This window comes from Acinetobacter calcoaceticus, from assembly GCF_900520355.1.
GTDB classification, from domain to species: Bacteria; Pseudomonadota; Gammaproteobacteria; order Pseudomonadales; family Moraxellaceae; genus Acinetobacter; species Acinetobacter calcoaceticus_C.
Map to the genome: position 1 here is coordinate 1,407,224 of NZ_LS999521.1, position 24,004 is coordinate 1,431,227.

Consider the following 24,004-nt stretch of genomic DNA (forward strand, 5'->3'; position numbering starts at 1 on the left):
ACTCTTACGATGAATTTTGTGAGCTTGCTGGTAAGATTTATTATTTAAGTTTAGAGGAACACTCCTATTCGTAAGAAATATCCCTCAACTTTAAGTCACCAATAACCCAATACTTTCCACCAAAGTCCGCCAATTACTACAAAAATAATGATATTAACCACGCCCATGACAAAGCTAGCTTTCCACCATTCATCAAGTGGGGTGTAGCCTGAACCAAACCCAACCGAGGAAGTTCCAGTCGCATAATGGGCTAATGCCATGAGGCTGCTACCATCATTAAAGCAAACAATATTGGCGGTGAACCGAGTAAAAGTTTCGCCGTATAAAAGACTACAAACATTGCGGTAATATGTGCCGTGCTGCTAGCAAATATAATGATAAAAAAATTCAAAAACCTTAAAAATAAATAGCGGTAATTACAAGTTTTCATTTCTATGGAAAAGATAATTCTTTTAAAGTTAAGTATCTCTTGATTCAAATGAAGATTGTTAAGTTTTATTTTAAAATTGTGGCTTTGAAAATGATATCAGAATTATACATTCTCTATATGGGTATCAGTTTAATAAATAGTACTTAGTATTGTTAATTTTAAAAAAAGTCATAAAGATATTTATTTAAATTAATATATCCTCATATTATTTTTTAGAAAATTTTAAAGATTAAAAAATAAATTTTATATCTAGATTAAGCTATAAAGGGTATAAAAATTATTAAATAAAATAATTTAAATATATTATTGGGTAAAAAACAGTCTTTCTGAGTTTTAATTTCTATTAAAAGTGTGAATTGGTTCATGAGTTTATTTAAAAATACTACATATATCATTTTTTAATTTGATCCATATAAAATTAAATATAGTACTAGAAGTTAACTGGTGTTTTGTTTTAAAATAATTAAATGAACTTAAAAATAATTAAAAAAAATATAAGTATTTTATATAGGGAATTTGAGAATGTTAAAGACGGTAGTTGAATTTAAATTTGATGATTATCAATCATCTGAGCAAAAGGTGCATTCCAATGAAGGAGGCGTTTTAGTTCAAAAAACTGAAGATATTGCACAATATATTTTTAGTATATTGAAAAATAGATATCATTTAAATGTCGAGCTATATAGTGAAAACTGGGGGTGGCAAATTGAGATTCCTTTGCCTGAAATAACCATGCATCTTGGAATCAGTGTCTATAAAGAATATAGCAATGGATTTGCAGTTTTTATCTCTCCGAATACACCTATTTTAAGAAAGTTTTTATTTAGAAAACTTGATATTACCCATCATATTATGGTGCTGCAAAATTATATAAATATTATCTTAAAATCACACCCAGGGATCTATGATGTGTTGTGGTGGCAAGAAAATGAATTTCGATGTCTAGCAGCGATTTGAAGTGGGAAAAGTGAAAAATTTTAAATATTGAAGTGAGTGAAGGAAAATTTATTAAAGACTATATTGGTGAATAGAGGGCGAGAGCTTACTATATCTTCAATATCAAGTGGTCAGATCAATATGCAAAATTCAGCTTGGAAGGAATTGCGTAAGTTCTTCTATAATAATCTTCATAATCATGACTATGAAACTACGATAAGTAGATGTATTAATTATTTTTTAGTTGTTTTGATTGTTGGTAATGTCGCTGCTGTTTTATTAGAAACAGTAAATGATTTATACACAAGTTACCATGCTTGGTTCGACTATTTTGAAGTTATTTCAATTGCAGTTTTTAGTATTGAATATTTATTAAGATTGTGGAGTGTTGCAGATCGAGATACGACACAATCTGCATGGAAAATCCGCTTGAACTGGATGAAAAGCGGGGAAGCAATTATTGATTTGATGGCAATTTTACCTGCTTATCTCAATTTCTTTGTACGAATTGATCTTCGTATGCTCAGAATCCTACGGTTACTTCGTTTATTAAAATTGACACGGTATTTTATCTCCCTACAGATATTGTTGTGTGTGATTAAACGTGAGAAAGGGTCTTTTCAGGCAGTTATCTTTATTTTAATTATTATGATTATTATGACTGCTTCTGGCATTTATGTGGTTGAAAATAAAGCTCAACCAGAAGCTTTTAGTTCAATACCTAAATCTATGTGGTGGGCAGTGGTTACTTTAACTACAGTAGGTTATGGCGATGTGACCCCAGTCACCAGTTTAGGAAAGTTACTAGGCGCACTGATTACCATTTTGGGTGTTGGTATTGCAGCGTTACCAGCCGGTATTTTAGCATCTGGGCTTGCAAATGAACTTAATCAACGTAATCAAAGACTAGAGCAAGAATTTCGTGAATTACTTCAGTTACGAGGTATTGATATTTTACATGATGAAGCTGAAATAGAACGGATTCGCCAAAAAGTAGGCCTGCCAAAAGAACAGGCGCATAATCTGATTATTCAAATTATGCGAGAAAAAGTATTAGAGCAAGAAGAGTCGGTTAGAGAGCAAAAATGTTATTGCCCTCACTGTGGCGGAAAGCTAACTGATTAGAAATAATGAGTTAGCATCTTCTTTGATTAAATTTTCTTACTTGCTTTCTCTACGGCAAATGCAATAAGTAAAATGATAAGACCACCGAGGCTCAAGACAAAACCAACCCAGATTGGTGCGATCCAACCCATTTGGTGACTGAGTACCCATCCACCAAGAAATGCACCTAATGCATTGGCCATATTAAAGGCAGAGTGATTGAGAGATGCTGCTAATGTTTGAGCATCTCCTGCTACATCCATTAGACGAGTTTGCAAAGCTCCGCCTAACCCCATTACAGTGAGACCAATCAAAAATAATGAAGCAATAGCAGTATAGATATTGCTCATTAAGAAACTAGCAACAACAAAAGCGATAGCTGAGCTAATGAGTACGCCTACAATCGTTTTGTTCAGGTTTTTATCTGCAAGCCATCCAGCTGCTAAGCCACCAATAACCATACCGCTACCCCAAATAGCTAAAGCGATAGGGACAATTTGGATATTTACTTGTGTATATTCAGTCAAAATAGGTGAGACATAGCTGTAAACAGAAAACATGCCTCCAAAACCGATGGCGCCTACCGCTAGTGTTAACCACATGTTGATATTTTTAAGGCCAGCTAATTCTGTTTTTATACTTGCTTTTGCTTGGACTGGGATATTAGGTACAAAGAAGCCAACAGCAATTAAAGTAAGAAAAGCAATGGTTGCTGAAAACTCAAAACCAGCTCTCCAGCCAAAATTTTGACCTAACCAAGTTGCCAGAGGTACACCAATCACAGTTGCAACTGTAAGACCCATCATCATTTGAGCAACAGCAGATGCTCTTCGCGATGGACCCGCTAGTTCAGCTGCAACTAATGCTCCGACTCCAAAATAAGCTCCGTGTGGTAAACCAGCAATGAAACGTGAGATTAAAACAGTTTCGGGGGTATGAGCTAAAGCGGTACAGGCATTTGCAATGCCATAAAAAAGCATTAAGCCGAGCAATAAAGTTTTTCTAGGAACTTTGGCTCCAAGAATAGCGATGATAGGAGCGCCAATCACTACACCTAAAGCGTAGGCACTAATAAAGTGGCCAGCTTCTGGTACTGTAATATTTAAATTATTTGCAATTTCCTGAATCAGTCCCATTGCGACGAATTCGGTGGTTCCAATACAAAAACCACCTACAGCCAGTGAGAAAATTGCTAAAAAGAGTGAATAGTGTTGATGTGCAGAAGAAAGAGGGGATTGCGGGGACGCCATAATAAATTAAGAAGAGACTCAAAAAAGGAAGTATAAGGGAAAAGAGTGCAGAATAATAAAAACAAAAATTAAGATCGCCGAGGCTAAGTACAAAAACAACCAGATAAGGGTGATCCAAACCATTTGGTTAAGAACTCAACCACTTTCTTTTTGAATAAAAGATCAGAGAATTTTAAACTTGAATATTAAATGATAATAATAATGATTTTTATTTATGTATACTGTAGCTGCTATTTTTTGTCTGAAAACTTTCACCGTTGTGTACAACAGGATTTTGTAATAATGAATAAATTTTTAATACTTTCTCTTGCATTCGCATGTAGCTATAGCTTTGCTCATGAACCTTATGTAGCACCGTTAGCTTATAAAACTGAACAGACTCAAGTACCCGTAATTGCAGGTTATGCCGAAGAAGCATTAAATAGTGAATATGCTTTAAAGGATGCCAACCTTACCGTAATTACTCCTAAAAATGAGCTTAAGACCGTTAAGCCAGAAGCTTTACACAAGTCTGTAACTGTTTTTGATGTAGATTTGCCAGACGAGGGAACGTATATTCTTCAAACTCAAGCAAGTTATCCTTTAAGCTATGTATATGACCAAAAAACATGGCATTTATTTTTTGATATGCCAGCTGATAAAGCCCCACCAAAAGCAGAACGCGAATATTTGATTCCAGCTGACCTTAAAACAAAAACAATTAAAACAGAGCAAGTAACACGAGAGTGGACATTGCAAAGTTATCTTTCTAAAGGAAAAGTTTCAGATATTCAACTTCCGAATACACCAATAAAAGTTAATTTTTCTGTACACCCAAACCTGATAAAAGCTGCTCAATCGATTAAGTTATCTGTAACTGAAAAAGGACAGCCTTTAGCTTATGCTGAAGTTAATTTAAGAGAAAAAGGCACAACTGATAAACAAGCACAGCCATTTAAGGCAGATAATAAAGGGCAAGTTGAGCTCAAATTTCCAAAAGCTGGTGAGTATTTATTGGAAGTAACAACACCAGTAGATTTAAAACTAAAGCCTAAAAATCAAAACTATACAATTGTTAGCTTAAATGTGTTGGCCCAATAACTTTTAGCATTAATTAAAATTAGATCCAATACGGGTCTAATTTTAATTAGGGAGCAGAAATATATTCAATAACATAGGGAAGGAAGGGAGCTATCTCAATTTTAAAATTATAAGAATTCAACTAATAAAAAATAGTAAAATAAAATTCATGTTGAAGTTGACTAATTAATTTTGTGATAAGATGAATAGTATTCATTAGTAAGAATTTATCTAAAGTTGATCGATTTTTTGAAAAATAAAGATGAGATTAGAGCATTTATAGATAAATCTATTTTTCAAGCGTGGAACCATGTTAGAAATTCGTCATCTTAAAACCTTAGTTGCCTTGCGTGAACACGGTTCATTGGTCTCGGCAGCAAATGACCTTTGCTTAACGCCTTCTGCTATTTCTCATCAGTTAAAAGAATTAGACCATTGGTATGGGGTAGAGGTTGTTAATCGTCGCAGCAGACCTGTTAGTTTTTCTAATGTAGGGCAGCGCTTACTCAAGTTAGCCGATGACGTTTTGCCACAAATTCAGATTACTCACAGTGATATCACGCGTATTGTCCATGGACAGACTGGCAGAATTATTTTTTCATCGGAATGCCATAGTTGCTTTGACTGGTTAATGCCGTTATTAAATCAATATCGACAGCAATATCCAGATGTTGACTTAGATTTTGCTTCAGGTTTTGAAGCAAATCCGCATGAACTTTTACAAAATGCAGAATTTGATTTGCTCATTACAGCAGATCCAATTGCATTAAAAGGAATTGAATATTTCCCAATTTTTGAATATGAATCACGTTTGGTCTTATCAAACACGCATCCATTGGTACGTGCTGAAAATATTACAGTTCAAGAGTTAGCGGAAGAAGTTTTAATTACTTATCCAGTTGATAAGCATCGTTTAGATATTATGTCCAAACTTTTCATTCCTGCGAATATTCAGCCTAAACAAATAAGAACAACAGATTTAACTCAAATGCTTATTCAGCTTGTAGCAAGTGGTCGAGGCATTGCTGCATTGCCTGATTGGGTAGTGAATGAATATGAACAAAAGGGATGGGTCACAAGCCGCCGTTTAGATTGTGTTTCATCTACAGGCTTAAGACGAACTTTATATGCGGGCTATCGAACTGAAGAAAAAGAGAAAAGTTATTTTGAAGGTTTCTTGAAGCAATTGGAAAAGTTCTCTTTAAAACGAAACTCCTATTATTCTGGTTAAAGTAAATAATTTAGCCTAAGTATAAAAAGGTGCTTAATTGCACCTTTTTTAATATCGACACTTTATTTACCAATAAATAAGGAAAGTAAACCCGCTGCAATAAGAGGTCCGACTGGTACACCACGAAGTAAGGCCACGCCTGCAACTGTACCAATGAGTAAGCCTGCAACAACATCAGGCTGGCTTGACATAAGTTTTACTCCACGGCCGCCTAGCCAAGCGACTAACAAACCAATTGCGATAGCAACAAGTGATTTAATACTAATAAATGATTTTAAAATAGTCTCCCCACTGAGCTTTCCACTCGCAATGGGAGTGAGTACGCCAATCGTTAAAATAAGAATTCCTAAATTAAGACCATGTGCTTGAATGTAAGGGAAGAATTCACTTAAAGGTGTGATTTTAACGACAATCAGTACACCCGCTGCAATGGTTACAGCCGCATTTTGACTTAATAAACCGCAGACAAGCAGAACTAGTAAAACAACTAAATTAACATCAAATTGGGCAAGCATGAGAAGCAGAAATGGAAGTAAATAAAATGGAATTGTATAATATTTAAGAGCGGTAATGTGAAAGCTTTAAAAGATACAGCCGATTTCAGATCTTATTTTTAATAAAAATTCATTGTATATCTCTCAATGATAAAGAGTTTTAGTTCTTGGTTACGCTTGGAAACAATGTTATGTAAATTAACAAGTTAAAAGTTATAGTTTTAAAAAAATGTGATATAAAAATAGTCATTACTCATGAGTGCAGGACATTTTTATGGATATTATAGATATCAAAATTAAAGATCAGTTTGATCAGATACATAATGCAAAAGCTCAACTAAAGAAAAATTTAGTTGAACATGAAAATGAATCTTTAAAATTAAGTCAGCGTATTGAGCATATTATTGTTGATAATGAAATTATTTTACCTACTACAGAATTGTTATTTGAAAGTGAGCAGAATGAAAATATTTATCGGGTCATTGAAGAGTAGGGTGTGAATTGAATTAAGTAAATGCAAAGAGCTGCTCGTAGCGTTTAGTAAAAAGTGGAAACTACGTTAAAATGACGGCTTAGTTCTAATGAGAAAACTTCATGCTGCTGGAAAAAATTTTACAATCTCAAGGGTTTGGTTCACGTAAATATTGTCAGCAGTTAATAAAAAACGGATCTGTAAGTGTTGATGGAGAGGTTGCTGATGATCTAAAGAAGCAATTCTCTCCTGAAAATTTAGAGTTTTCTCTTTTTGGACAAACTTATCAATATCGAGAAAAAGTTTATATTGCTTTAAAAAAACCAAAAGGCTTTGAATGCTCACACCAACCTCAGCATCATCAAAGTGTTTTTAGTCTTTTACCTGAAATCATGATTCATCGAGGTGTGCAGGCGATTGGTCGTTTAGATCAAGATACAACCGGTTTACTCTTAATTACCGATGATGGTAAATATCTTCAAGCTTTAACTCATCCTCGTAAACATGTTCCGAAGGTTTATCATGTTACGACTATAGACCCGGTCACGCCTGAGCAAATTGAAATGTTAGCTCAAGGGGTGAGCTTACATCAGGAAAAAGGTATTTTTGCTGCAACTGATGTAGAAATATTGGAAACTCATCAATTAACGATGACCATTCATCAAGGCGTTTATCACCAAGTCAAAAGAATGATTGCCGCTGTAGGAAACAAAGTAGAAGCGTTGCATCGCCATCAAATAGGGCAATTGGCTATACCTGAAATTGCAGAGGGAGAATGGATTTATTTATCTGAAGAGCAAAAACATCTCGCCCAAAATATTACTTAAGAAAGCAATGAAATGTTTGGAATTCACTGTCCCGAATAAAGCCCATTTGTTCATATAGGCGATGAGACTCATGGTTATTACTTTGAGTTTCTAAACTAATTCGCAAAGCATTTTCTTGTTTTGCAAATAAAATTGCTGTATCGATTAGCTGTTTAGCCGAACCTTGACGACGGAAAACGGGTGTAACATATACATCATCTAAAATATAGTAAGTTGAGCAAGCAACTGAAGAAAAACCTAAATAGAGTAAAATAAAACCTGTGATTTTATCGTCTTTAATATGAATGAAAAACACACTTTCTCTATTCTCAAAACGCTGCTTGAGAAAGTGAAGTGATTCATTAAAATTAGAAGAGGCCCCATAAAATTGGCGGTATTCATCAAATAAAACGGCGAGTTGCTCTAAATCTTCAAAAGTCGCTCGTCTAACGATCATTTGGCACTCCTTGTAACTTATCATTATGTTTTTACAAAGAGAGCATAACCAAAAAAAGAGCTTTTTGACGTTAAAACTTGTTTATAAATGCAACAGTGTTAAATTTTGTCGCTTTCACCAAGAAGAGCATTTAGTTCTTCAAATAAATCTTCATGATCATCATCTTCAGCTAAAGTTGATGAATTTGGGTTTAATGATGATACTTTCGCTTTTCTCAGCTTTAATAATTGTTCCATATTAATCGTCTGATTTTCAATTGCAAACGGAATGGATTTAGTTAATACGACCTGTTTAAAAAAAAGTCGTACCGCTTGGGCAGGGGTAATTCCCAATTGTTTAAAAACAGCAAACGCCTGTTTTTTCTCTTGGGAGTCCAGTCGAACCTGATAAACTTCTGTTTTTCGCATGAATAACAAAACCAAATGATTTTTAATTTTTAGAAATTTATTTTAAACCATTGCAATGTAATTTCAATGTTTTTCGGCATAAAATACAATCTTTTTGTCATTACGCTTACATTACAATGTCAATTCAAACTTGGAATTAAAAGACATTTCCTCTTTTGTTAGCGGATCTAGAAATGAAATATGCTTAGCTAGAAGCTGCAATGACTCTGAGAAATCCTCTTCAGCCTTGTGCTGAACCGTGGGGTAAAATGGATCATTTTTAATCGGAATTTCTAAATAATTAAGATGTACACGAAGCTGGTGTTGCTTACCAGTAGTTGGTGTTAAACGGTATTTAGCCCAAGTTTGGTTGTGCTCAATAAGCTCAATATATGTTTGGCTATTTGCTTGAGCATTGGCCACAACTTGCATGGTGTAAAAAGGAGTACCTTTATCTAAATGCAAACATAGTGTTTGGGGGAGTTTTAATTCTTTTTTATAAGGTGCGACTGCGTGATAAATTTTATTGACTTGACGCTCTGCAAATAATTGTTGATAAACACCACGAGATTCAACCCGTTTGCAAAATAGAACTACCCCAGCAGTTTCACGGTCTAATCGATGTATCGGTGTTAAAAATTCATTGCCAGTCTGTTTTTTTAGTCGAACTAATAATGTTTCTTGCACATATTGTCCGGTTGGACTAATTGTTAAAAAATGAGGTTTATCGACCACCAGTAAGTCATCATTTTCAAATAAAATTCGATGTTCGAAAGGAACATGGGGCTCATAGGCAAGAAATCGATAATAAAAAATATGCGTATTGCTTTGATATGGACTATCTAGTGTTAATTTTTGTCCATTTGCCTCATAAATAAGCCCATCTTGAAATCGTTGTTGCCACTCTTGTACTTTAATATGTTGAAAATGTTGGCATAGATACTCATAAATAGTTTGAGTATTTGTTTGTGCAGGAAGATAGACTTGGCTTGCGCTCACCCCATCAATCATGGGCGGTAGAAATTCGTTTGGACTAGACATAAAAAATGTAAATATGTAAGAGAATTGATATAAAAAAAGCCAACTTCTAGGGCTTGAGTAGGCTTTTAAGGCAGGGCAATGTTATCATATCGATTATTTTGAATCATGTTATGTGTGCTATGTCGTATTCATTGAAATTGGTCTTAAATCATGAAGAAGATACTGGGCGTCTAGCTCAAGCGTTGGCGCAACATGTTCAGTCGGGTGTGATTTATTTAATTGGAGATTTAGGTGCGGGTAAAACCACACTTACGCGCTATTTCTTACAGGCTTTAGGTCATAAAGGCTCGGTTAAAAGTCCAACCTATACGCTGGTTGAGCCGTATAAAATCAATGACAAAGAAATTTTTCATTTTGACTTATATCGTTTGAATGACCCTTATGAACTTGAATTAATGGGAATCCGTGATTATTTAGATGTCACAGACGCATTATTTTTATTTGAATGGCCATCAAAAGGTGGTGATGAAATTCCTCAGGCCGATATCATCATCGATATTCAAAAGTCAGAGGATGAGTTGAGTCGTTTTGTAACTTTAACTTTACCCACAGAACATTTGTATCAGACTTTGCAGGAACAGCTTCATGACTGATGAAAAGCTAACACAACGTCGTATCCATACACTAGACGCAGCGTTAGCCAACCAGATTGCTGCTGGTGAGGTGATTGAGCGTCCTTCATCTGTTGTTAAAGAATTATTAGAAAACTCTATTGATGCTGGTGCAACTGAGCTCATTGTACGGATCGCTCAAGGTGGTTCGACCCTCATAGAAATTATTGATAATGGGCATGGTATTCATTCTGAAGATTTGGCATTGGCCGTCATGCGCCATGCGACAAGTAAAATTAAAACTGCAGAAGATTTACACGCGATTGTAAGTTTGGGATTTCGCGGGGAGGCACTTGCTTCGATTGCCGCAGTTTCAAGATTGACATTGACCAGTAGCCAAGATGAAAGTGGTATTGGCCATCAGGTTGAAGTCAATGGCACAGCCTTTGATCATCAAGAAGTACAAGCTGTTGCTGCTCAAAAGGGAACTCACATACGTGTTCAGGACTTATTTTTTAATGTACCGGCACGCCGTAAATTTTTAAAGAAACCAACGACTGAATTTGGTCATATTGAAGAGATTGTTCGTCGTCTGGCTTTAACACATTTTGATATACGTTTTGTGCTTGAACATAATGATAATATTAGAATTAATTTACCTATAGCAGATAGCGGTGAGTTACGTTTTCAGCGAGTACAGCAATTATTAGGTTCGCAATTTGTACAAAATGCATATTGGATGGATGCCGAAAGTATTAGCATGCGTTTATCGGGTTGGCTTGGCCATCCTTCAGATGCACGTGCGCAGGCTGATATGCAATATGTCTATGTAAATGGACGTATCGTCAAAGATAAAACGATTTCACATGCGCTACGTATGGCATATGACGGTATTTTACATGGACATCAACATTCATCTTATTTACTGTTTTTAGAAGTTGATCCTGAAAATATTGATGTAAATGTTCATCCTACAAAACATGAAATCCGGTTTTTAAATCAAAGAGAAGTGCATGAGTTTGTAAGGCATTATGCAAAAGAAACTCTGTCGCAATTTCAGACAGCGAGCGCTGATTTAGCTCAAGCGATGAAAGTGGATGAAACCTCAGATTATTCTGTACAGCCTCAACCTAAATATCAGGAACAATTTACGCTGCATCGTGCAAATGAAGCTTTAAATCCAGATAATGAAGCGCGAACTCAGAATGCATCGACAGAGCTATTAACTGATTTTAATGCTAGCCGTCCACAAACTATTCATTATGCCGATCAAACGCCAAAATATAATGGATCTCCTCAGCTAAATAATGCGTTAAAGACATACTTGGCGCCACTGCGTGATCAGCCCGCTAACTTTTCCGTGAATGAAAATATTGAGCCAGTAGCTAAGGTCGATGAATTTCCATTAGGTATCGCAATTGCACAACTTCATGGAATTTATGTTTTAGCGCAAAATACAGAAGGGCTAATTATTGTTGATATGCATGCAGCGCATGAGCGAATTTTATTACAACAAATGAAAAATGCTTGGGACAAACCAGAGTTTTGGACGTCTCAGCAGTTGCTTATCCCTAAAGTCATTTCTATTAGCCGTATGCAGGCAGTGCGTGTGGAAGAGTTGAAACCTCAACTTGAGCGCTTAGGACTGGAAATTGATTTATATGGGGATGAGCAGATTATTGTTCGGGGAGTGCCAGCCATATTACAAAAAGCTGACTTTGAAAATCTTATTCCTGAACTTTTAAACGATTTAGATCCAAATGATGAAGCACAAGGATTACTTCAAAAAAGAGACGAATTATTAGCTGGAATGGCATGCCATGGGGCAGTGCGTGCACATCGACAACTCAGTCTGTCTGAAATGAATGCTTTACTTCGCCAAATGGAACAAACCGAATTTGCCAGCCAATGTAACCATGGAAGACCAACTTGGCGTGCATTTCCATTATCTCAATTAGATAAATTATTTGCTCGAGGAGAGTAGTTTTACATGTCAAATCAATTGCCCGTCATCAATTTAATGGGACCAACTGCGAGCGGGAAAACCGCTTTGGCATGTGAATTATACGAACGTGGAAATTTTGAGCTGATTTCTGTTGATTCTGCACTCGTTTATAAAGATATGGATATTGGTACTGCTAAGCCAACTCGTGAAGAACAAGCGCTATATCCTCATCATTTAATTGATATTATTACACCTCTTGAAGTTTATTCAGCTGCTCAGTTTGTTGAAGATGCGTGTAAGTTGATTGATGACATGCATTCACGTGGGAAAACTCCTATTTTGGTGGGAGGCACAATGTTGTACTTTAAGTCATTATTAGAAGGCCTATCGAGTAATTTGCCAAGCGCAGATGCCCAAATTCGGGCAGCAATTGAAGAAAAAGGTTTAAATGAAGGGTGGCAGGCTGTTTATGATGAGTTAGCTTCCGTTGATCCTGCTGCGGCTATAAAATTTAATGTGACTGATAAGCAAAGAATTATTCGAGCACTAGAGGTTTATAAGCTTACGGGTGAGCCAATTACTAAATTACAGGCAGAACAACCAAAAAACGTACCATATCGATACATATTTCATAATTATGCTTTACTTCCAGATCGGGTAGAATTACATCAACGCATTGAGCAAAGATTAAGCAAAATGTGGGAAATCGGTTTTTTGAGTGAAGTTGAAGCTCTAATTGAAAAATACGATTTAGATGAAAATTTACCCTCAATGCGTTCAGTGGGTTATCGACAAGCACTAGAATTTCTATTAAAAAGTGATATAAGTCTCAAAAGTAAACGTGAAATGGAGGATAAAGCTTTATTTGCAACACGACAACTTGCCAAACGTCAATATACGTGGTTACGTTCTTTGCAAGAAATACACGATTTTAAAACTTACTTGACGATAAAGCAGGCGAAAGAAGACTTGCGAAACTCTTATGGATAAAGCAAAATTTGCACACTGTCTTTTTATAATTTTTAGTTGAAAAATAAAGATAGTTTTTTTGCGCTGATTTAAAAAATTTTTTTGGAGTTAAAAATGTCTAAAGGTCAAACTTTACAAGATCCGTTCTTAAATTCTCTCCGTAAAGAACGTATCCCTGTTTCTATTTTCCTTGTGAACGGTATTAAATTACAGGGTCATATTGAATCATTTGACCAATATGTTGTTTTATTAAAAAATACTGTAAGTCAAATGGTATACAAACACGCGATTTCAACTGTTGTTCCAGCGCGTAACCCACGCCCAGCAGGCGCACAAGGTACCGGCTTCCCAGCACAAGGTGGCACTCAAGGTGGCTTCGGTGGTCAACCTACTGGTGGCTTCGGTGGCGGCGCTCAAGGCGGCTTCGGTGGCGCTCAAGGTGGCTTCGGTGGCGCTCAAGGCGGTTTCGGTGGTCAAGGCGGCTTCGGTGGTGCTCAAGGTGGCGGCTTCGGCGGTCAAGGCGGCTTCGGTGGTGCTCAAGGTGGCGGTTTCGGCGGTCAAGGCGGCTTCGGTGGTCATCAAGGTGGTTTTGACAACGACACTAAATTTGAAGATGGTCAAGAAGACGAAAATAATCGTTAATTGAAATCTAAAAAGAAACCAGTCAGATAATGACTGGTTTTTTTATGTTTATTTATAGGTGAATTCAAAATATTAAACTCATCCAAGGTCATGATTTGATCGTGGTGACTCAAATATTTAAATAAATAGAGTTGTAAGTCATGTTATTGATATTGGCGGCTGCCTTAAGTAGCGTCTTGGTGTCTATTCTATTAAAAAATTTAAAGAAAAAAGGATATCAACCACTACAGATGATTGCATGGAACTATGCAAGTGCAAGTCTATTTTGCTTTTGGTGGTTTAAACCTAATATTCAACAGGTTTCTATACAACATACACCTTGGTGGTTAATTGTTGCTTTAGGGATAATTTTACCTAGTATTTTCTTGTGTCTTGCTAAATCATTGGAGTATGCAGGAATTGTTAAAACGGAAATCGCGCAACGTCTTTCTGTAGTACTTTCTTTATTAGCTGCTTATTTCTTTTTTCAAGAACAATTTAATACGTTAAAACTATGGGGTATAGGATTAGGTATTTTTGCAGTTTTACTAGTTTTATTTGGACAGCTAAGTTCCGCTTCAGGTCATCAATCCCGGAAATCAATTTTTGCTTTATTGAGCGTTTGGGTTGGCTATGCAGCAGTAGATATTTTATTAAAATACACAAGTAGTTTAGGTCTTCAATTTACACTCACTCTGAATCTTATTTTTATTACAGCTTTTATATTATCAATTTCATATTTATTGGTGCAGAAAACCCAAAAATGGCAGGTTAAAAGTACTATAGCTGGGTTGGTGTTGGGGGTACTTAATTTCTCAAATATTGCTTTATATGTGAAAGCTCATATTCTTTTAAAGGATTCGCCCGCAATTGTTTTTGCAAGTATGAATATTCTTGTTGTGTTATTAGGAATTGCAAGTGGAGTGATTTTATATAAAGAAAAATTAAAATGGCCTACCACTTTAGGTATTTTATTTGGGATAAGTGGCGTGATTTGTTTAGCTAAGGCAATGGCTTTATAGTTCAAGAGAGTTGAATCTCTTGAACTATTCTACTTTTATAAATAGGTAAAAATAACTTCATCTGGTAGGCGTGATTTAGGTAGTTTGGCATTAAAATCGTTTTCACTGCGATAACCTAGGGAAACAATGACTGAACTACGTAAGCCTTTCTCAGTTAAACCTAACTCAGTATTTAAAATCTCTTCATCAAAGCCACCCATTGGGGTTGCATCAATTCCTTCTAAACCTGCAGCAAAAAGTAGTTGCCCAAGAGCAATGAATGTTTGATTTTCCATCCATCCAAATAAATTTTTCTGCTCATTTCGATAGAACTCAACATAGCCATGGCGAGTATCTTTTTGGCCTAATTTAGCTTTTTCATCTTTAAAACGACCACTTAAATCATCTTGTTCAAGTAATTGATTTAAGTATTCAGATGAAATGTCTGTTTTTGTGCAAAATATAAGGGTGTGTGATGACTCAAGCACTTTAGGACCATTGTAAGCATATTTACCGGTTAAGGCTTTCGCTATTCTTTCTTTAGCTGCAAGGTTATCTGCAACGAAAAAGTGCCAAGGCTGTATATTCACTGAAGAAGGTGAAAAACGTAAAATTTCTAATAATTTATTAATTTTTTCTTGAGGAATTTTCTTTTCAGAATCATACGCTTTTGTTGTATAGCGACTTTTAACAGAATTCAATAGGTCCATAGGTCTACTCCATATCAATCTTATGGCAATTGAGAGAATTTAATCTTTGTCATCATACGCTATTTTATTCAAAAACATTTCCTATGTAATTTGATAAAGAAATATAATGCTCATATAAAGTTTTAGTAATCTATTGAAAATGATTGATTTAATGCCACCTGAGGCAAAGAGTAAGTTGCGAGAAACTAGAATTGTTAAAGCCTTTATCATTCTTATATTTGTATTGAGTCTGCTTATTTTATATATTGAGTATCACGATCATGCACATATAAGCTGGAAATTTATATTTATTGCCAGCATGTGTGTGATTTACGATTCTGATTTAAATAAAAAAATTAAAGAATTGAAAGTTGAAATAAAAAGTGACTAATTTCTAGCTAATAATTCCAGACAATCAATTCGAGCTGTTGCGTATTTGAGGAGGGATCAATTTCCAAAATATAAGCCTGATCTTCACGCCAATCGCCAAGAACAATTCGTTGTTTATCTTGCACTTGATGAATTGAAGGGCGATGAGTATGGCCATGAATCAGTGTATCTACATCTGCTAAAGCAGACAGAACTGCTTGCTCATTTACATCCATGATTTCATAGCTTTTTTGCTGTTTATCCGCGGAGCTTCTCTTGCGGAAGCCATTAACCAGCTTAGTGCGAAAACTGAGTGGAGTTCGACGTAAAAGAGCGACTAATAGAGGATTTCGAATAATCTTTTTAAATCTTTGATAAGAAACGTCATCTGTACATAATGCATCGCCGTGTTCTAGACGATATTGATGTCCTGCAATATTGAGGGAATAAATATCAGGGAGTAAGACGCCATTAAATTTATTGAGGAAAATTTGATTAAGAGCAAAATCACGGTTACCGACTTGAAAGTAAACCCGATTTCCTTTTTTGTTAAAGTCTTTTAGGGCCTCAACAATTTCATCAAGCCATGGTGCTGAATAATCATCTCCAATCCAAGCATTAAACCAATCGCCTAAAATGTAGAGTTGAGTATTTTTATCTTGGTAATGCGCCAATAAGTCTAAAAACCCTCGAACGAGTCGAGGGTGTTCAGGTGACAAATGTAAATCTGAGATAAACAGATAAGTCACAGCTTTATCCTAAAATTATTCAGAAATAATTTTAGCAGATTCGATTACAACGTTTTCTAATGGAACGTCAGCGTGATAACCACGGTTGCCAGTGCGAACACCTTTGATCGCTTCAACAACGTCTAAACCTTCAACAACTTTACCAAATACAGCATAACCCCAACCTTGAGCAGTTTTAGAGGTATGGTTTAAGAAAGAGTTATTTTTCACGTTAATGAAGAATTGTGCAGAAGCAGAGTGAGGAGCTTGAGTACGCGCCATTGCAATTGTACCTTCGTCGTTGCTTAAACCGTTATCAGCTTCATTTTCAATTGAGTCACGTGTTGCTTTTTCTTTGAAGTTTTCATCCATACCGCCACCTTGGATCATGAAACCATCAATGACGCGGTGGAAAATAACGCCGTCATAAAAACCGTCACGTACATATTCTAAAAAGTTTGCTACTGTTTTAGGTGCTTTTTCAGCATTCAGTTCAAGAACAATACGACCTTTATTGGTGTTTAATTCGACTTGAGGAAAACTCATTACATTAATCTCCTAAACATGGGCTTATGACCATGGGTTTTTGGTTGAGAGAAGCATAAGCAAACTGTAAACTACAAGGCAAGTAAAAAACGTTAAAATCTTTGTGAAAAATGAAGATAGCGTTTAAATTTTTCGAAATTTTATCTACAAAGAAGTGATTGATACACTATGAAGCCTAATGATGTTGTCTCGAGCCTGCCAAATAACCCGACACCGAATACTCATGCCTCTGTCGATTCTGCGCAGCAAGAACAACAGGCTGGCTTAGATTTTGTTCGCCAAGTCATTACTGAAGACTTGGCTGCTGGTCGCGCAAAGCAGATCGTAACGCGTTTTCCACCAGAACCAAATGGCTATTTACATATTGGTCATGTAAAAGCGATTTGCCTAAACTTTGGTGTGGCTGAAGAGTTCGATGGTTTATGTAATTTACGTTTTGACGATACAAACCCTGATGCTGAAGAACAAGAGTATGTAGACGGTATTGCGAATGATGTGAAATGGCTTGGTTTTAACTGGAATGGTGAGCCACGCTATGCATCAGGTTATTTTGATCAATTATATGCATGGGCTGTTCAATTGATTGAGCAAGGCGATGCCTATGTGGATTTACAATCTCCAGAAGAAATTAAGTTAAACCGCGGTAGTTTTGTTGAACCGGGTAAAAATTCACCATACCGTGATGCATCTGTTGAAGAAAACCTTGCTCGCTTTGAAAAAATGCGCAGTGGTGAATTTAAAGAAGGTGAAGCTGTTCTGCGTGCCAGGATTGATATGGCAAGCCCAAACGTACATATGCGTGACCCAATTTTATATCGCGTATTGCATTCAGAACATCACCAAACAGGTGACAAGTGGAAAATCTATCCAATGTATGACTACGCTCATCCATTGTCTGATGCTATTGAGGGGATTACTCACTCGCTTTGTACATTAGAGTTCCAAGATCACCGCCCGTTTTATGACTGGATTGTAGAAAAAGTAAAATCTGAAGCGGTTCCACATCAGTATGAATCTTCACGTTTAAATGTGGACTACACCATTACATCAAAACGTAAATTACGTAAATTGGTGGAAGGTGGTCATGTGAATGGTTGGGATGACCCACGTATGCCAACTGTAGTCGGTATGCGTCGTCGTGGCTTTACTGCTGAAGGTTTACGTGAATTCTGTAAGCGCGTAGGTGTGTCAAAAACTGACGGTATTGTAGATGTTGCAATGCTTGAGTTTTGTATCCGTCAATCTTTGGAAAATACAGCTTCGCGTGGTATGGCTGTTTTAAGTCCACTTAAAGTGACTTTAACCAATTTACCGGAAGATATGGATCTTAACCATGCTCGTCATCCAAACGTGGATATGGGTGATCGTGTAATTCCTTTAACCAAGGAAATCTATATTGACCGTAAAGACTTTGAGGAAGTACCGCCAAAAGGCTTTAAACGTTTAATTCCTGACGGTGAAGTGCGTTTACGCCATGCTTATGTCATTAAATGTGATGAAGTGATTAAGGATGCTAGTGGTGAAGTAGTTGAGCTGAAATGTTCAATTGACCCTGAAACTTTGGGTAAAAACCCTGAAGGCCGTAAAGTGAAAGGCGTAATTCACTGGGTATCTGCGACTAAAGGCATTCCTGCTGAAGTACGTATTTACGATCGTTTGTTCACAGAAGCAGACCCTGAAACAGGTGATGATTTCTTGGCAAACCTAAATCCGGATTCGATGAAAGTGTTAGAAGCTGTCATTGAACCTGCTTTGGCACAAGCGAGCCCTGAAGATCGTTTCCAATTTGAACGCGAGGGTTATTTCGTTGCTGATCAACATGATCATTCACCTGAAAAACCAGTGTTTAACCGTATTCTCGATTTGAAAGATAGCTTTAAGCCTGAGAAAAAGTAAGCCGAGTAACATGTTTTTGAGTAAATAGCAGATATAAAAAAGCCCAACTCAGTTGGGCTTTTTTATATCTATTTTCTTACCTATATTATTCTTTATTATGCTTTGGCAAATAAGCTAAGCTGGATTAACCACATAAAAATAAAGAACAATAATGATAAGAAGAATAAATGCTAGCGATAAATAAGTATTCACCGTGTTAAAGCTTTTAATAAATTTCAGGATTTCCATAGTAAATCAGCGTTTATTTTATGTTACAAAATGAATAAATTAATAATACACGGAAATTAATTATAAAGGTTCCCAAAGATAGATTAATAATCCATCTTTGGGTGAAAATTAAGCATTTGGTTTTATAGATATAATATAATTAATATATTGAATTAAAGATTAATCACTATATCCAATTCGTTTAAGAAATTTTTGAATAACGTCAAAAGCTGCTTGTTCAAGGCTCTGAGCATATTGCTGATTTTGTTGGCGAAGTTTTGGAATTGAGATATTTGCATGGCGAAGTTCACATGTATGACCAATTAACCATTTTTCAAAATGTTCTTCAGTACTTTCAATGTGAAACTGTAAGGCAAGAATATTATTACCGACTTCAAATGCCTGATTGGTGTAAATATCAGAGCTGGCTAAGAGCACTGCATTTTCAGGAAGGTCGAAAGTATCGCCGTGCCAATGTAGAACATGAACATTATTAAGCAAACCAGATAAAACCTGATTAGCGCGTAGGCTTAAGCTCAGTGGACCCCAGCCAATTTCTTTTTGATGTCCTGCATATACTTTTGCGCCAAGTGCATGAGCAATAAGCTGTGCACCTAAGCAAATTCCAAGTGTAGGTTTATCAGCTGCTAGACGTTGTTTGAGTAAAGCGATTTCATCTTTTAAGAATGGATAATCGTCAGTTTCATAAACGCCGATTGGGCCACCTAAAATAATGGTTAAACCTTCATGTACAAAAGCAGGGGTTAAATCATCAACACCCGCCTCAAAATAACGGACACGAAATCCGAGTTGATAAAAGACATCTTCTAATGAACCTAAGTCTTCGAAAGCAAGATGCTGAATGGCATAAATAGTTTTTGGGAAGGCGTTTGTTGTGCTCATACAAATGATTCATAGAAGATCAATATGTGGAGTATAGCGATAAATATAAAGAAGAGAATATCTGTATAAATCGCTAATACCCAGGAATTGATATTTTTCGTTGAAATGATGTTGTTATGCAAAGGATTATCTATTTATCAATAAATCCCTATACATATTCTATTGTTTAAAATAATAGCTTTTGAGTTCCCTCAAGACCTATATCTGAAAGTTGATGTTCATCTTTTAAATTAACGCCTGAAAAGCCGAGCTGTTTTGATTTTTTCATTAATGTCATTAAACGTTGTACCGCAACAGGAATGCTTAAACCTGCTGAGCGAACATTGGAAATACAATTGCGTTTCGCATCTGAACAACCTGCATAGGCATTCCATGTGTAGTAAATTCCCATACTGTCAGGAGAGCTTAAACCTGGGCGCTCACCAATCAGCATCACAAGCATGGATGCTTTAAATATTTCAGCAACTTCATCACCTAAGGCAACCCGACTGCCTGTCGCAAGTGAAATTGGTGCAAGACTCCAGTTTTCTTGCTGAATTTGTTCACTCAGCGCTGCAATAAATGCCAATGCATTCGCTTCAATTGCTCTTGCAGAGAGTCCGTCACCTACCACAATACAAACATCGTACTGTTGTGGGTTTTCTGCATATTCCTTAATTAAGACATCTTTTGATTGGCTTGAAAGCTGACGCCCTAAATCTGGACGCTTAAGGTAAATTTCTTTATTAGCGGAATTACTTTGAATATGAAGACTTTTGAGCTGCTTTTGCTGTAACTGTTCAGATAAATATGAAACATCTAGATTTTGATAAACCGCATCTTTTGCTTGTGCATGAGACAACTGAAACTCAAGTAAGGCTCGTGTTGGGATACTACAGCCTGCACGGCCCAGAGCAATACGGGCATCGGTAAACTGTTTGAGTTTTTCCCACTGATCTTGATGGGTAGAAGAGGGATATTGAATATCGCGATTAAGTTTCATGACGTTCTCCCTAGTTCATGAGCAGACGAGAGAATTGGTCAGGCATGTGATCTGCCCAACAAATTTGTGAATTCTGCTGTTTAAAAATACCTTGTTGTTCAAGCCAAGCAGAAAACTCAGGGGCTGGCTTTAATCCTAAAAGTTGTCTTAAGTAGAGGGCATCATGGAATGACGTCGTTTGATAGTTGAGCATGACATCATCTGAACCCGGAATACCCATAATAAAGTTGATGCCCGCGGCGCCAAATAGGGTAAGCAGAACATCCATATCATTCTGGTCGGCATCGGCATGGTTGGTGTAACAAATGTCGCAGCCCATTGGCACACCAAGCAATTTACCGCAGAAGTGATCTTCTAGGCCTGCGCGTATAATTTGTTTGCCGTTAAAGAGATATTCGGGGCCAATAAAACCGACTACTGTATTGACCAGAAGCGGGTTATATTTTCGGGCTACGGCATAGGCACGAGTTTCCAATGTTTGCTGGTCAACGCCGTGATGTGTATTGCTTGATAAGGCGCTGCCTTGACCAGTTTCAAAGTACATAACGTTTTGTCCAATGGTCCCGCGTTTGAGTGCTAGCGTGGCTTCATATCCTTCTTGTAGTAAGTCGAGCGATATTCCAAAACCCTCGTTGGCTTGTTGAGTGCCAGCAATTGACTGAAACATTAAATCAATCGGCACATTTTTTTCAGCGAGTTGAATACCTGAGCTGATATGCGTGAGCACACAAGATTGGGTTGGAATTTGATATTCCTGAATCACATGATCAAGCAATTTCAGTAGCTCTGACAAATTATGTAAGTTATCTGTCGCAGGATTAATGCCAATCACGGCATCGCCATTACCATACATCAAACCATCTAAAATACTGGCAGAAATACCGAGCACATCATCAGTCGGGTGATTGGGTTGTAAGCGAGTGGAAAGATGGCCTTTTAAACCGATGGTGTTGCGAAACTGGGTAACGACTTCACATTTGCTGGCAACATAAATCAAATCTTGATTGCGCATAATTTTGCTGACAGCAGCCACCATTTCTGGAGTTAAACCTGATGCTAATGCTTTTAAGCTTTGGGTGGTCGCTTCTTCTCCAAGCAACCAATTTCGAAAATCGCCCACTGTAAAGTGTGAAATAGGGGCAAAGGCTGCCAAATCATGTTCATCAATAATTAGACGGGTAATTTCATCTGTTTCGTAATCGACCACAACTTCATTTAAAAAGGTTTTAAGAGGTACATCGGCTAGAGTCATTTGTGCCGCAACATGTTCAGTTGCATCTGTTGCTGCAATACCAGCTAACTCGTCGCCTGAACGTAACGGCGTTGCTTTTGCCATTAATGTCTTTAAGTCAGCAAAGTGATAGTGTTGATTGGCAACAATATTACGATAACTCATGATTGCATCCTTATCTGGTTTTATAGTTCTTGTTCTGCGGCTTTAATATTTGCAAACTCTTCTTCTGGTGTACCTTTCACTAAATGATAACGGCTATAGAATAAAAAGTAAGCAATAAATACGACATAAATAGCGGCAGCAATAAACCAAACTTTTGGATTAACAACAAAGCCCGCAACTACAGCAGCGACTGCTAAAACTAATGCAATACTTGAAGTAACGATTCCTCCAGGAGTTTTATAAGGACGAGGCATGTCGGGTTTAGATAGGCGTAGTTTGATGTGGGATAAGAGAATCAACACATAAGAGATGGTTGCACCAAAAACGGCAATTAAAATCAGTGAATCGCCTTCTTTAGTAAGTGAAAGCAAGAAACCGATAATGCCCGGAATAATAATCGCAAGATAAGGTGCTTTATTTTTATTGGTTAATGAGAGTGAAGTCGGTAAATAGCCAGCACGTGACAGTGCAAAAATTTGACGCGAATAGGCATAGATAATTGAAAAGAAACTTGCGATTAAACCTGCTAAACCCACAAAGTTTACAAAGGTCGCTAGCCATGTATTAGCTCCATAAACTTTAACCAGAGCGTCTACGAGAGGAGCGCCAGAGTTTTGCAAAGTACTTGCACCCGCTGCGCCCGCACCCAAGAATAAAATGAGCATGGCAAACACCGTTAATATGAGCATTGCACCGATTAAACCCCGTGGGAGAGATTTGGCTGGATCTTTCGCTTCTTCGGCTGCTAAAGGAACACCTTCAACTGCAAGAAAAAACCAGATCGCAAAAGGAACTGCTGCCCAGATACCTAAGTAACCATGGGGTAAAAAACGACTTGCGCCTACCCCTGTACCAACTGGAATATCTAACAGGTTTTGTGCATTAAAATGCGGAATCATTGCAGCAATAAACACTATAAGAGCAACCGCTGCGACAAGCGTAATTGCAAACATGATTTTTAAGGCTTCACCAGCACCTTTCAAATGTATGCCCATAAAAATGGCATAGCAGGCGAGGTAAATCATCCAGCCATTAATACCAAATAAAGATTCGCAATAACCACCAATAAATACTGCAATCGCCGCAGGGGCAATTGCATATTCAATTAAAATAGCTGTTCCTGTTAAATAGCCACCAAAAGGACCAAAAGCCGCGCGGGCAAAACTATAACCACCACCCGCCGTAGGCATCATAGTGGACATTTCTGACATAGAAAGGCATAGGCACAGGTACATAAGTGCAGCAAGTGCGGTGGCAATAAACATACCGCCCCAACCACCTTGGGCAATGCCGAAGTTCCAACCGGCAAAATCACCCGATATCACATAAGCTACGCCTAAACCAATCAGGAGTAACCAACCGACCGTGCCTTGTTTAAGTTGGCGTTGTGCAAAATATTCTGCTGACGAGATTTCAGTGTTTGAAGAAATGACGGAAGCTGTTTCTGGTTGATTCATACAATACTCCTTGGAGTTGGTTTGTATTAATCAATGCAAAAGCAATGCCTAAATGAAGCGATTTAAAGGTTTGATGAT

General features: G+C 37.0%; 26 protein-coding genes and 1 pseudogene. 13 read left to right on the plus strand and 14 right to left on the minus strand.

Annotated features, from left to right (window positions below):
- Positions 1 to 95: 95 nt before the first annotated feature.
- Positions 96 to 373: pseudogene (locus AC2117_RS06665) on the minus strand (anion permease); the annotation flags it as partial.
- Positions 374 to 952: 579 nt separating this feature from the next.
- Here AC2117_RS06665 and AC2117_RS06670 point away from each other — a divergent pair.
- The gene (locus AC2117_RS06670) at positions 953 to 1,387 is read left to right on the plus strand and encodes a hypothetical protein (protein ID WP_133972812.1); all 435 of its coding nucleotides are present in this window, start codon (positions 953 to 955) and stop codon (positions 1,385 to 1,387) included.
- Between the two features lie 120 nt (positions 1,388 to 1,507).
- Positions 1,508 to 2,491, plus strand: a complete 984-nt coding sequence (locus AC2117_RS06675) for an ion transporter (protein WP_133972814.1) — start codon at positions 1,508 to 1,510, stop codon at positions 2,489 to 2,491.
- A 26-nt stretch (positions 2,492 to 2,517) separates the two neighbouring features.
- On the opposite strand, the gene AC2117_RS06680 is transcribed toward AC2117_RS06675, so the two are convergent.
- Positions 2,518 to 3,720, minus strand: coding sequence for an MFS transporter (locus tag AC2117_RS06680; RefSeq protein WP_133972816.1), 1,203 nt, complete (start codon positions 3,718 to 3,720; stop codon positions 2,518 to 2,520).
- Between the two features lie 282 nt (positions 3,721 to 4,002).
- Here AC2117_RS06680 and AC2117_RS06685 point away from each other — a divergent pair, with 282 nt between their 5' ends.
- Entirely contained in the window at positions 4,003 to 4,800 is a 798-nt protein-coding gene (locus AC2117_RS06685) for a DUF4198 domain-containing protein (RefSeq protein ID WP_197730997.1), read from the plus strand.
- A gap of 289 nt (positions 4,801 to 5,089) precedes the next feature.
- On the plus strand, positions 5,090 to 6,010 hold the full coding sequence (locus tag AC2117_RS06690; RefSeq protein ID WP_042897004.1) for a LysR family transcriptional regulator: 921 nt from the start codon (positions 5,090 to 5,092) through the stop codon (positions 6,008 to 6,010).
- A gap of 62 nt (positions 6,011 to 6,072) precedes the next feature.
- On the opposite strand, the gene AC2117_RS06695 is transcribed toward AC2117_RS06690, so the two are convergent.
- A complete protein-coding gene (locus AC2117_RS06695) occupies positions 6,073 to 6,525 on the minus strand; it encodes a DUF441 domain-containing protein (protein WP_042897001.1) in 453 nt (150 codons plus the stop codon).
- Positions 6,526 to 6,778: 253 nt separating this feature from the next.
- Here AC2117_RS06695 and AC2117_RS06700 point away from each other — a divergent pair, with 253 nt between their 5' ends.
- Positions 6,779 to 6,997: a hypothetical protein gene (locus AC2117_RS06700; protein ID WP_133972818.1), complete on the plus strand. Its 219-nt coding sequence runs from the start codon at positions 6,779 to 6,781 to the stop codon at positions 6,995 to 6,997.
- Between the two features lie 101 nt (positions 6,998 to 7,098).
- Entirely contained in the window at positions 7,099 to 7,803 is a 705-nt protein-coding gene (locus AC2117_RS06705; protein ID WP_133972820.1) for a pseudouridine synthase, read from the plus strand.
- Here the strand turns inward: AC2117_RS06705 and AC2117_RS06710 are convergent.
- The 3 genes from AC2117_RS06710 to AC2117_RS06720 all read right to left on the minus strand — a co-directional run bounded on the left by AC2117_RS06710 (position 7,796) and on the right by AC2117_RS06720 (position 9,666).
- On the minus strand, positions 7,796 to 8,239 hold the full coding sequence (locus tag AC2117_RS06710) for a GNAT family N-acetyltransferase (protein WP_002122286.1): 444 nt from the start codon (positions 8,237 to 8,239) through the stop codon (positions 7,796 to 7,798). The two genes, AC2117_RS06705 and AC2117_RS06710, sit on opposite strands and share 8 nt — an antisense overlap.
- Positions 8,240 to 8,337: 98 nt before the next feature.
- Positions 8,338 to 8,646: a type II toxin-antitoxin system RelB/DinJ family antitoxin gene (locus tag AC2117_RS06715; RefSeq protein WP_133972822.1), complete on the minus strand. Its 309-nt coding sequence runs from the start codon at positions 8,644 to 8,646 to the stop codon at positions 8,338 to 8,340.
- 111 nt (positions 8,647 to 8,757) lie between these two features.
- Positions 8,758 to 9,666, minus strand: a complete 909-nt coding sequence (locus tag AC2117_RS06720) for a pseudouridine synthase (RefSeq protein WP_227549234.1) — start codon at positions 9,664 to 9,666, stop codon at positions 8,758 to 8,760.
- A gap of 119 nt (positions 9,667 to 9,785) precedes the next feature.
- Between AC2117_RS06720 and tsaE the strand changes: the two genes are divergently transcribed.
- The 5 genes from tsaE to AC2117_RS06745 all read left to right on the plus strand — a co-directional run bounded on the left by tsaE (position 9,786) and on the right by AC2117_RS06745 (position 14,774).
- The gene (gene tsaE / locus AC2117_RS06725; RefSeq protein WP_133972824.1) at positions 9,786 to 10,259 is read left to right on the plus strand and encodes a tRNA (adenosine(37)-N6)-threonylcarbamoyltransferase complex ATPase subunit type 1 TsaE; all 474 of its coding nucleotides are present in this window, start codon (positions 9,786 to 9,788) and stop codon (positions 10,257 to 10,259) included.
- Entirely contained in the window at positions 10,252 to 12,201 is a 1,950-nt protein-coding gene (gene mutL, locus AC2117_RS06730; protein WP_133972826.1) for a DNA mismatch repair endonuclease MutL, read from the plus strand. The genes tsaE and mutL overlap by 8 nt, the downstream gene beginning before the upstream one ends.
- A 6-nt stretch (positions 12,202 to 12,207) precedes the next feature.
- Complete coding sequence (gene miaA, locus AC2117_RS06735) at positions 12,208 to 13,152, plus strand: tRNA (adenosine(37)-N6)-dimethylallyltransferase MiaA (protein WP_133972828.1); 945 nt, start codon at positions 12,208 to 12,210, stop codon at positions 13,150 to 13,152.
- 93 nt (positions 13,153 to 13,245) lie between these two features.
- The gene (gene hfq, locus AC2117_RS06740) at positions 13,246 to 13,773 is read left to right on the plus strand and encodes an RNA chaperone Hfq (RefSeq protein ID WP_197730998.1); all 528 of its coding nucleotides are present in this window, start codon (positions 13,246 to 13,248) and stop codon (positions 13,771 to 13,773) included.
- Between the two features lie 140 nt (positions 13,774 to 13,913).
- Complete coding sequence (locus tag AC2117_RS06745; RefSeq protein ID WP_133972832.1) at positions 13,914 to 14,774, plus strand: DMT family transporter; 861 nt, start codon at positions 13,914 to 13,916, stop codon at positions 14,772 to 14,774.
- Between the two features lie 35 nt (positions 14,775 to 14,809).
- On the opposite strand, the gene nfsB is transcribed toward AC2117_RS06745, so the two are convergent.
- Entirely contained in the window at positions 14,810 to 15,463 is a 654-nt protein-coding gene (gene nfsB / locus AC2117_RS06750; protein ID WP_133972834.1) for an oxygen-insensitive NAD(P)H nitroreductase, read from the minus strand.
- A 139-nt stretch (positions 15,464 to 15,602) separates the two neighbouring features.
- On the opposite strand from nfsB, the gene AC2117_RS06755 reads away from it, so the two are divergent.
- Complete coding sequence (locus AC2117_RS06755; RefSeq protein WP_133972836.1) at positions 15,603 to 15,833, plus strand: hypothetical protein; 231 nt, start codon at positions 15,603 to 15,605, stop codon at positions 15,831 to 15,833.
- 7 nt (positions 15,834 to 15,840) lie between these two features.
- On the opposite strand, the gene AC2117_RS06760 is transcribed toward AC2117_RS06755, so the two are convergent.
- Both AC2117_RS06760 and AC2117_RS06765 read right to left on the minus strand, forming a co-directional pair.
- On the minus strand, positions 15,841 to 16,560 hold the full coding sequence (locus AC2117_RS06760; RefSeq protein WP_133972838.1) for a UDP-2,3-diacylglucosamine diphosphatase: 720 nt from the start codon (positions 16,558 to 16,560) through the stop codon (positions 15,841 to 15,843).
- A gap of 15 nt (positions 16,561 to 16,575) precedes the next feature.
- Positions 16,576 to 17,085, minus strand: coding sequence for a peptidylprolyl isomerase (locus AC2117_RS06765; protein ID WP_004791583.1), 510 nt, complete (start codon positions 17,083 to 17,085; stop codon positions 16,576 to 16,578).
- Between the two features lie 168 nt (positions 17,086 to 17,253).
- On the opposite strand from AC2117_RS06765, the gene AC2117_RS06770 reads away from it, so the two are divergent.
- A complete protein-coding gene (locus AC2117_RS06770) occupies positions 17,254 to 18,981 on the plus strand; it encodes a glutamine--tRNA ligase/YqeY domain fusion protein (RefSeq protein WP_133972840.1) in 1,728 nt (575 codons plus the stop codon).
- 114 nt (positions 18,982 to 19,095) lie between these two features.
- Here the strand turns inward: AC2117_RS06770 and AC2117_RS18990 are convergent, their stop codons facing one another.
- The 5 genes from AC2117_RS18990 to eat all read right to left on the minus strand — a co-directional run bounded on the left by AC2117_RS18990 (position 19,096) and on the right by eat (position 23,926).
- Positions 19,096 to 19,209 (minus strand): hypothetical protein, encoded by a 114-nt coding sequence (locus AC2117_RS18990; protein WP_080592263.1) that lies wholly within the window; start codon positions 19,207 to 19,209, stop codon positions 19,096 to 19,098.
- A gap of 159 nt (positions 19,210 to 19,368) precedes the next feature.
- On the minus strand, positions 19,369 to 20,091 hold the full coding sequence (locus tag AC2117_RS06775) for a glutamine amidotransferase (protein ID WP_133972842.1): 723 nt from the start codon (positions 20,089 to 20,091) through the stop codon (positions 19,369 to 19,371).
- 166 nt (positions 20,092 to 20,257) lie between these two features.
- Positions 20,258 to 21,073 (minus strand): ethanolamine ammonia-lyase subunit EutC, encoded by an 816-nt coding sequence (eutC, locus tag AC2117_RS06780; protein WP_133972844.1) that lies wholly within the window; start codon positions 21,071 to 21,073, stop codon positions 20,258 to 20,260.
- Between the two features lie 10 nt (positions 21,074 to 21,083).
- Positions 21,084 to 22,469 (minus strand): ethanolamine ammonia-lyase subunit EutB, encoded by a 1,386-nt coding sequence (locus AC2117_RS06785; protein WP_133972846.1) that lies wholly within the window; start codon positions 22,467 to 22,469, stop codon positions 21,084 to 21,086.
- A gap of 20 nt (positions 22,470 to 22,489) precedes the next feature.
- Complete coding sequence (gene eat / locus AC2117_RS06790; RefSeq protein WP_133972848.1) at positions 22,490 to 23,926, minus strand: ethanolamine permease; 1,437 nt, start codon at positions 23,924 to 23,926, stop codon at positions 22,490 to 22,492.
- Positions 23,927 to 24,004 lie beyond the last annotated feature (78 nt).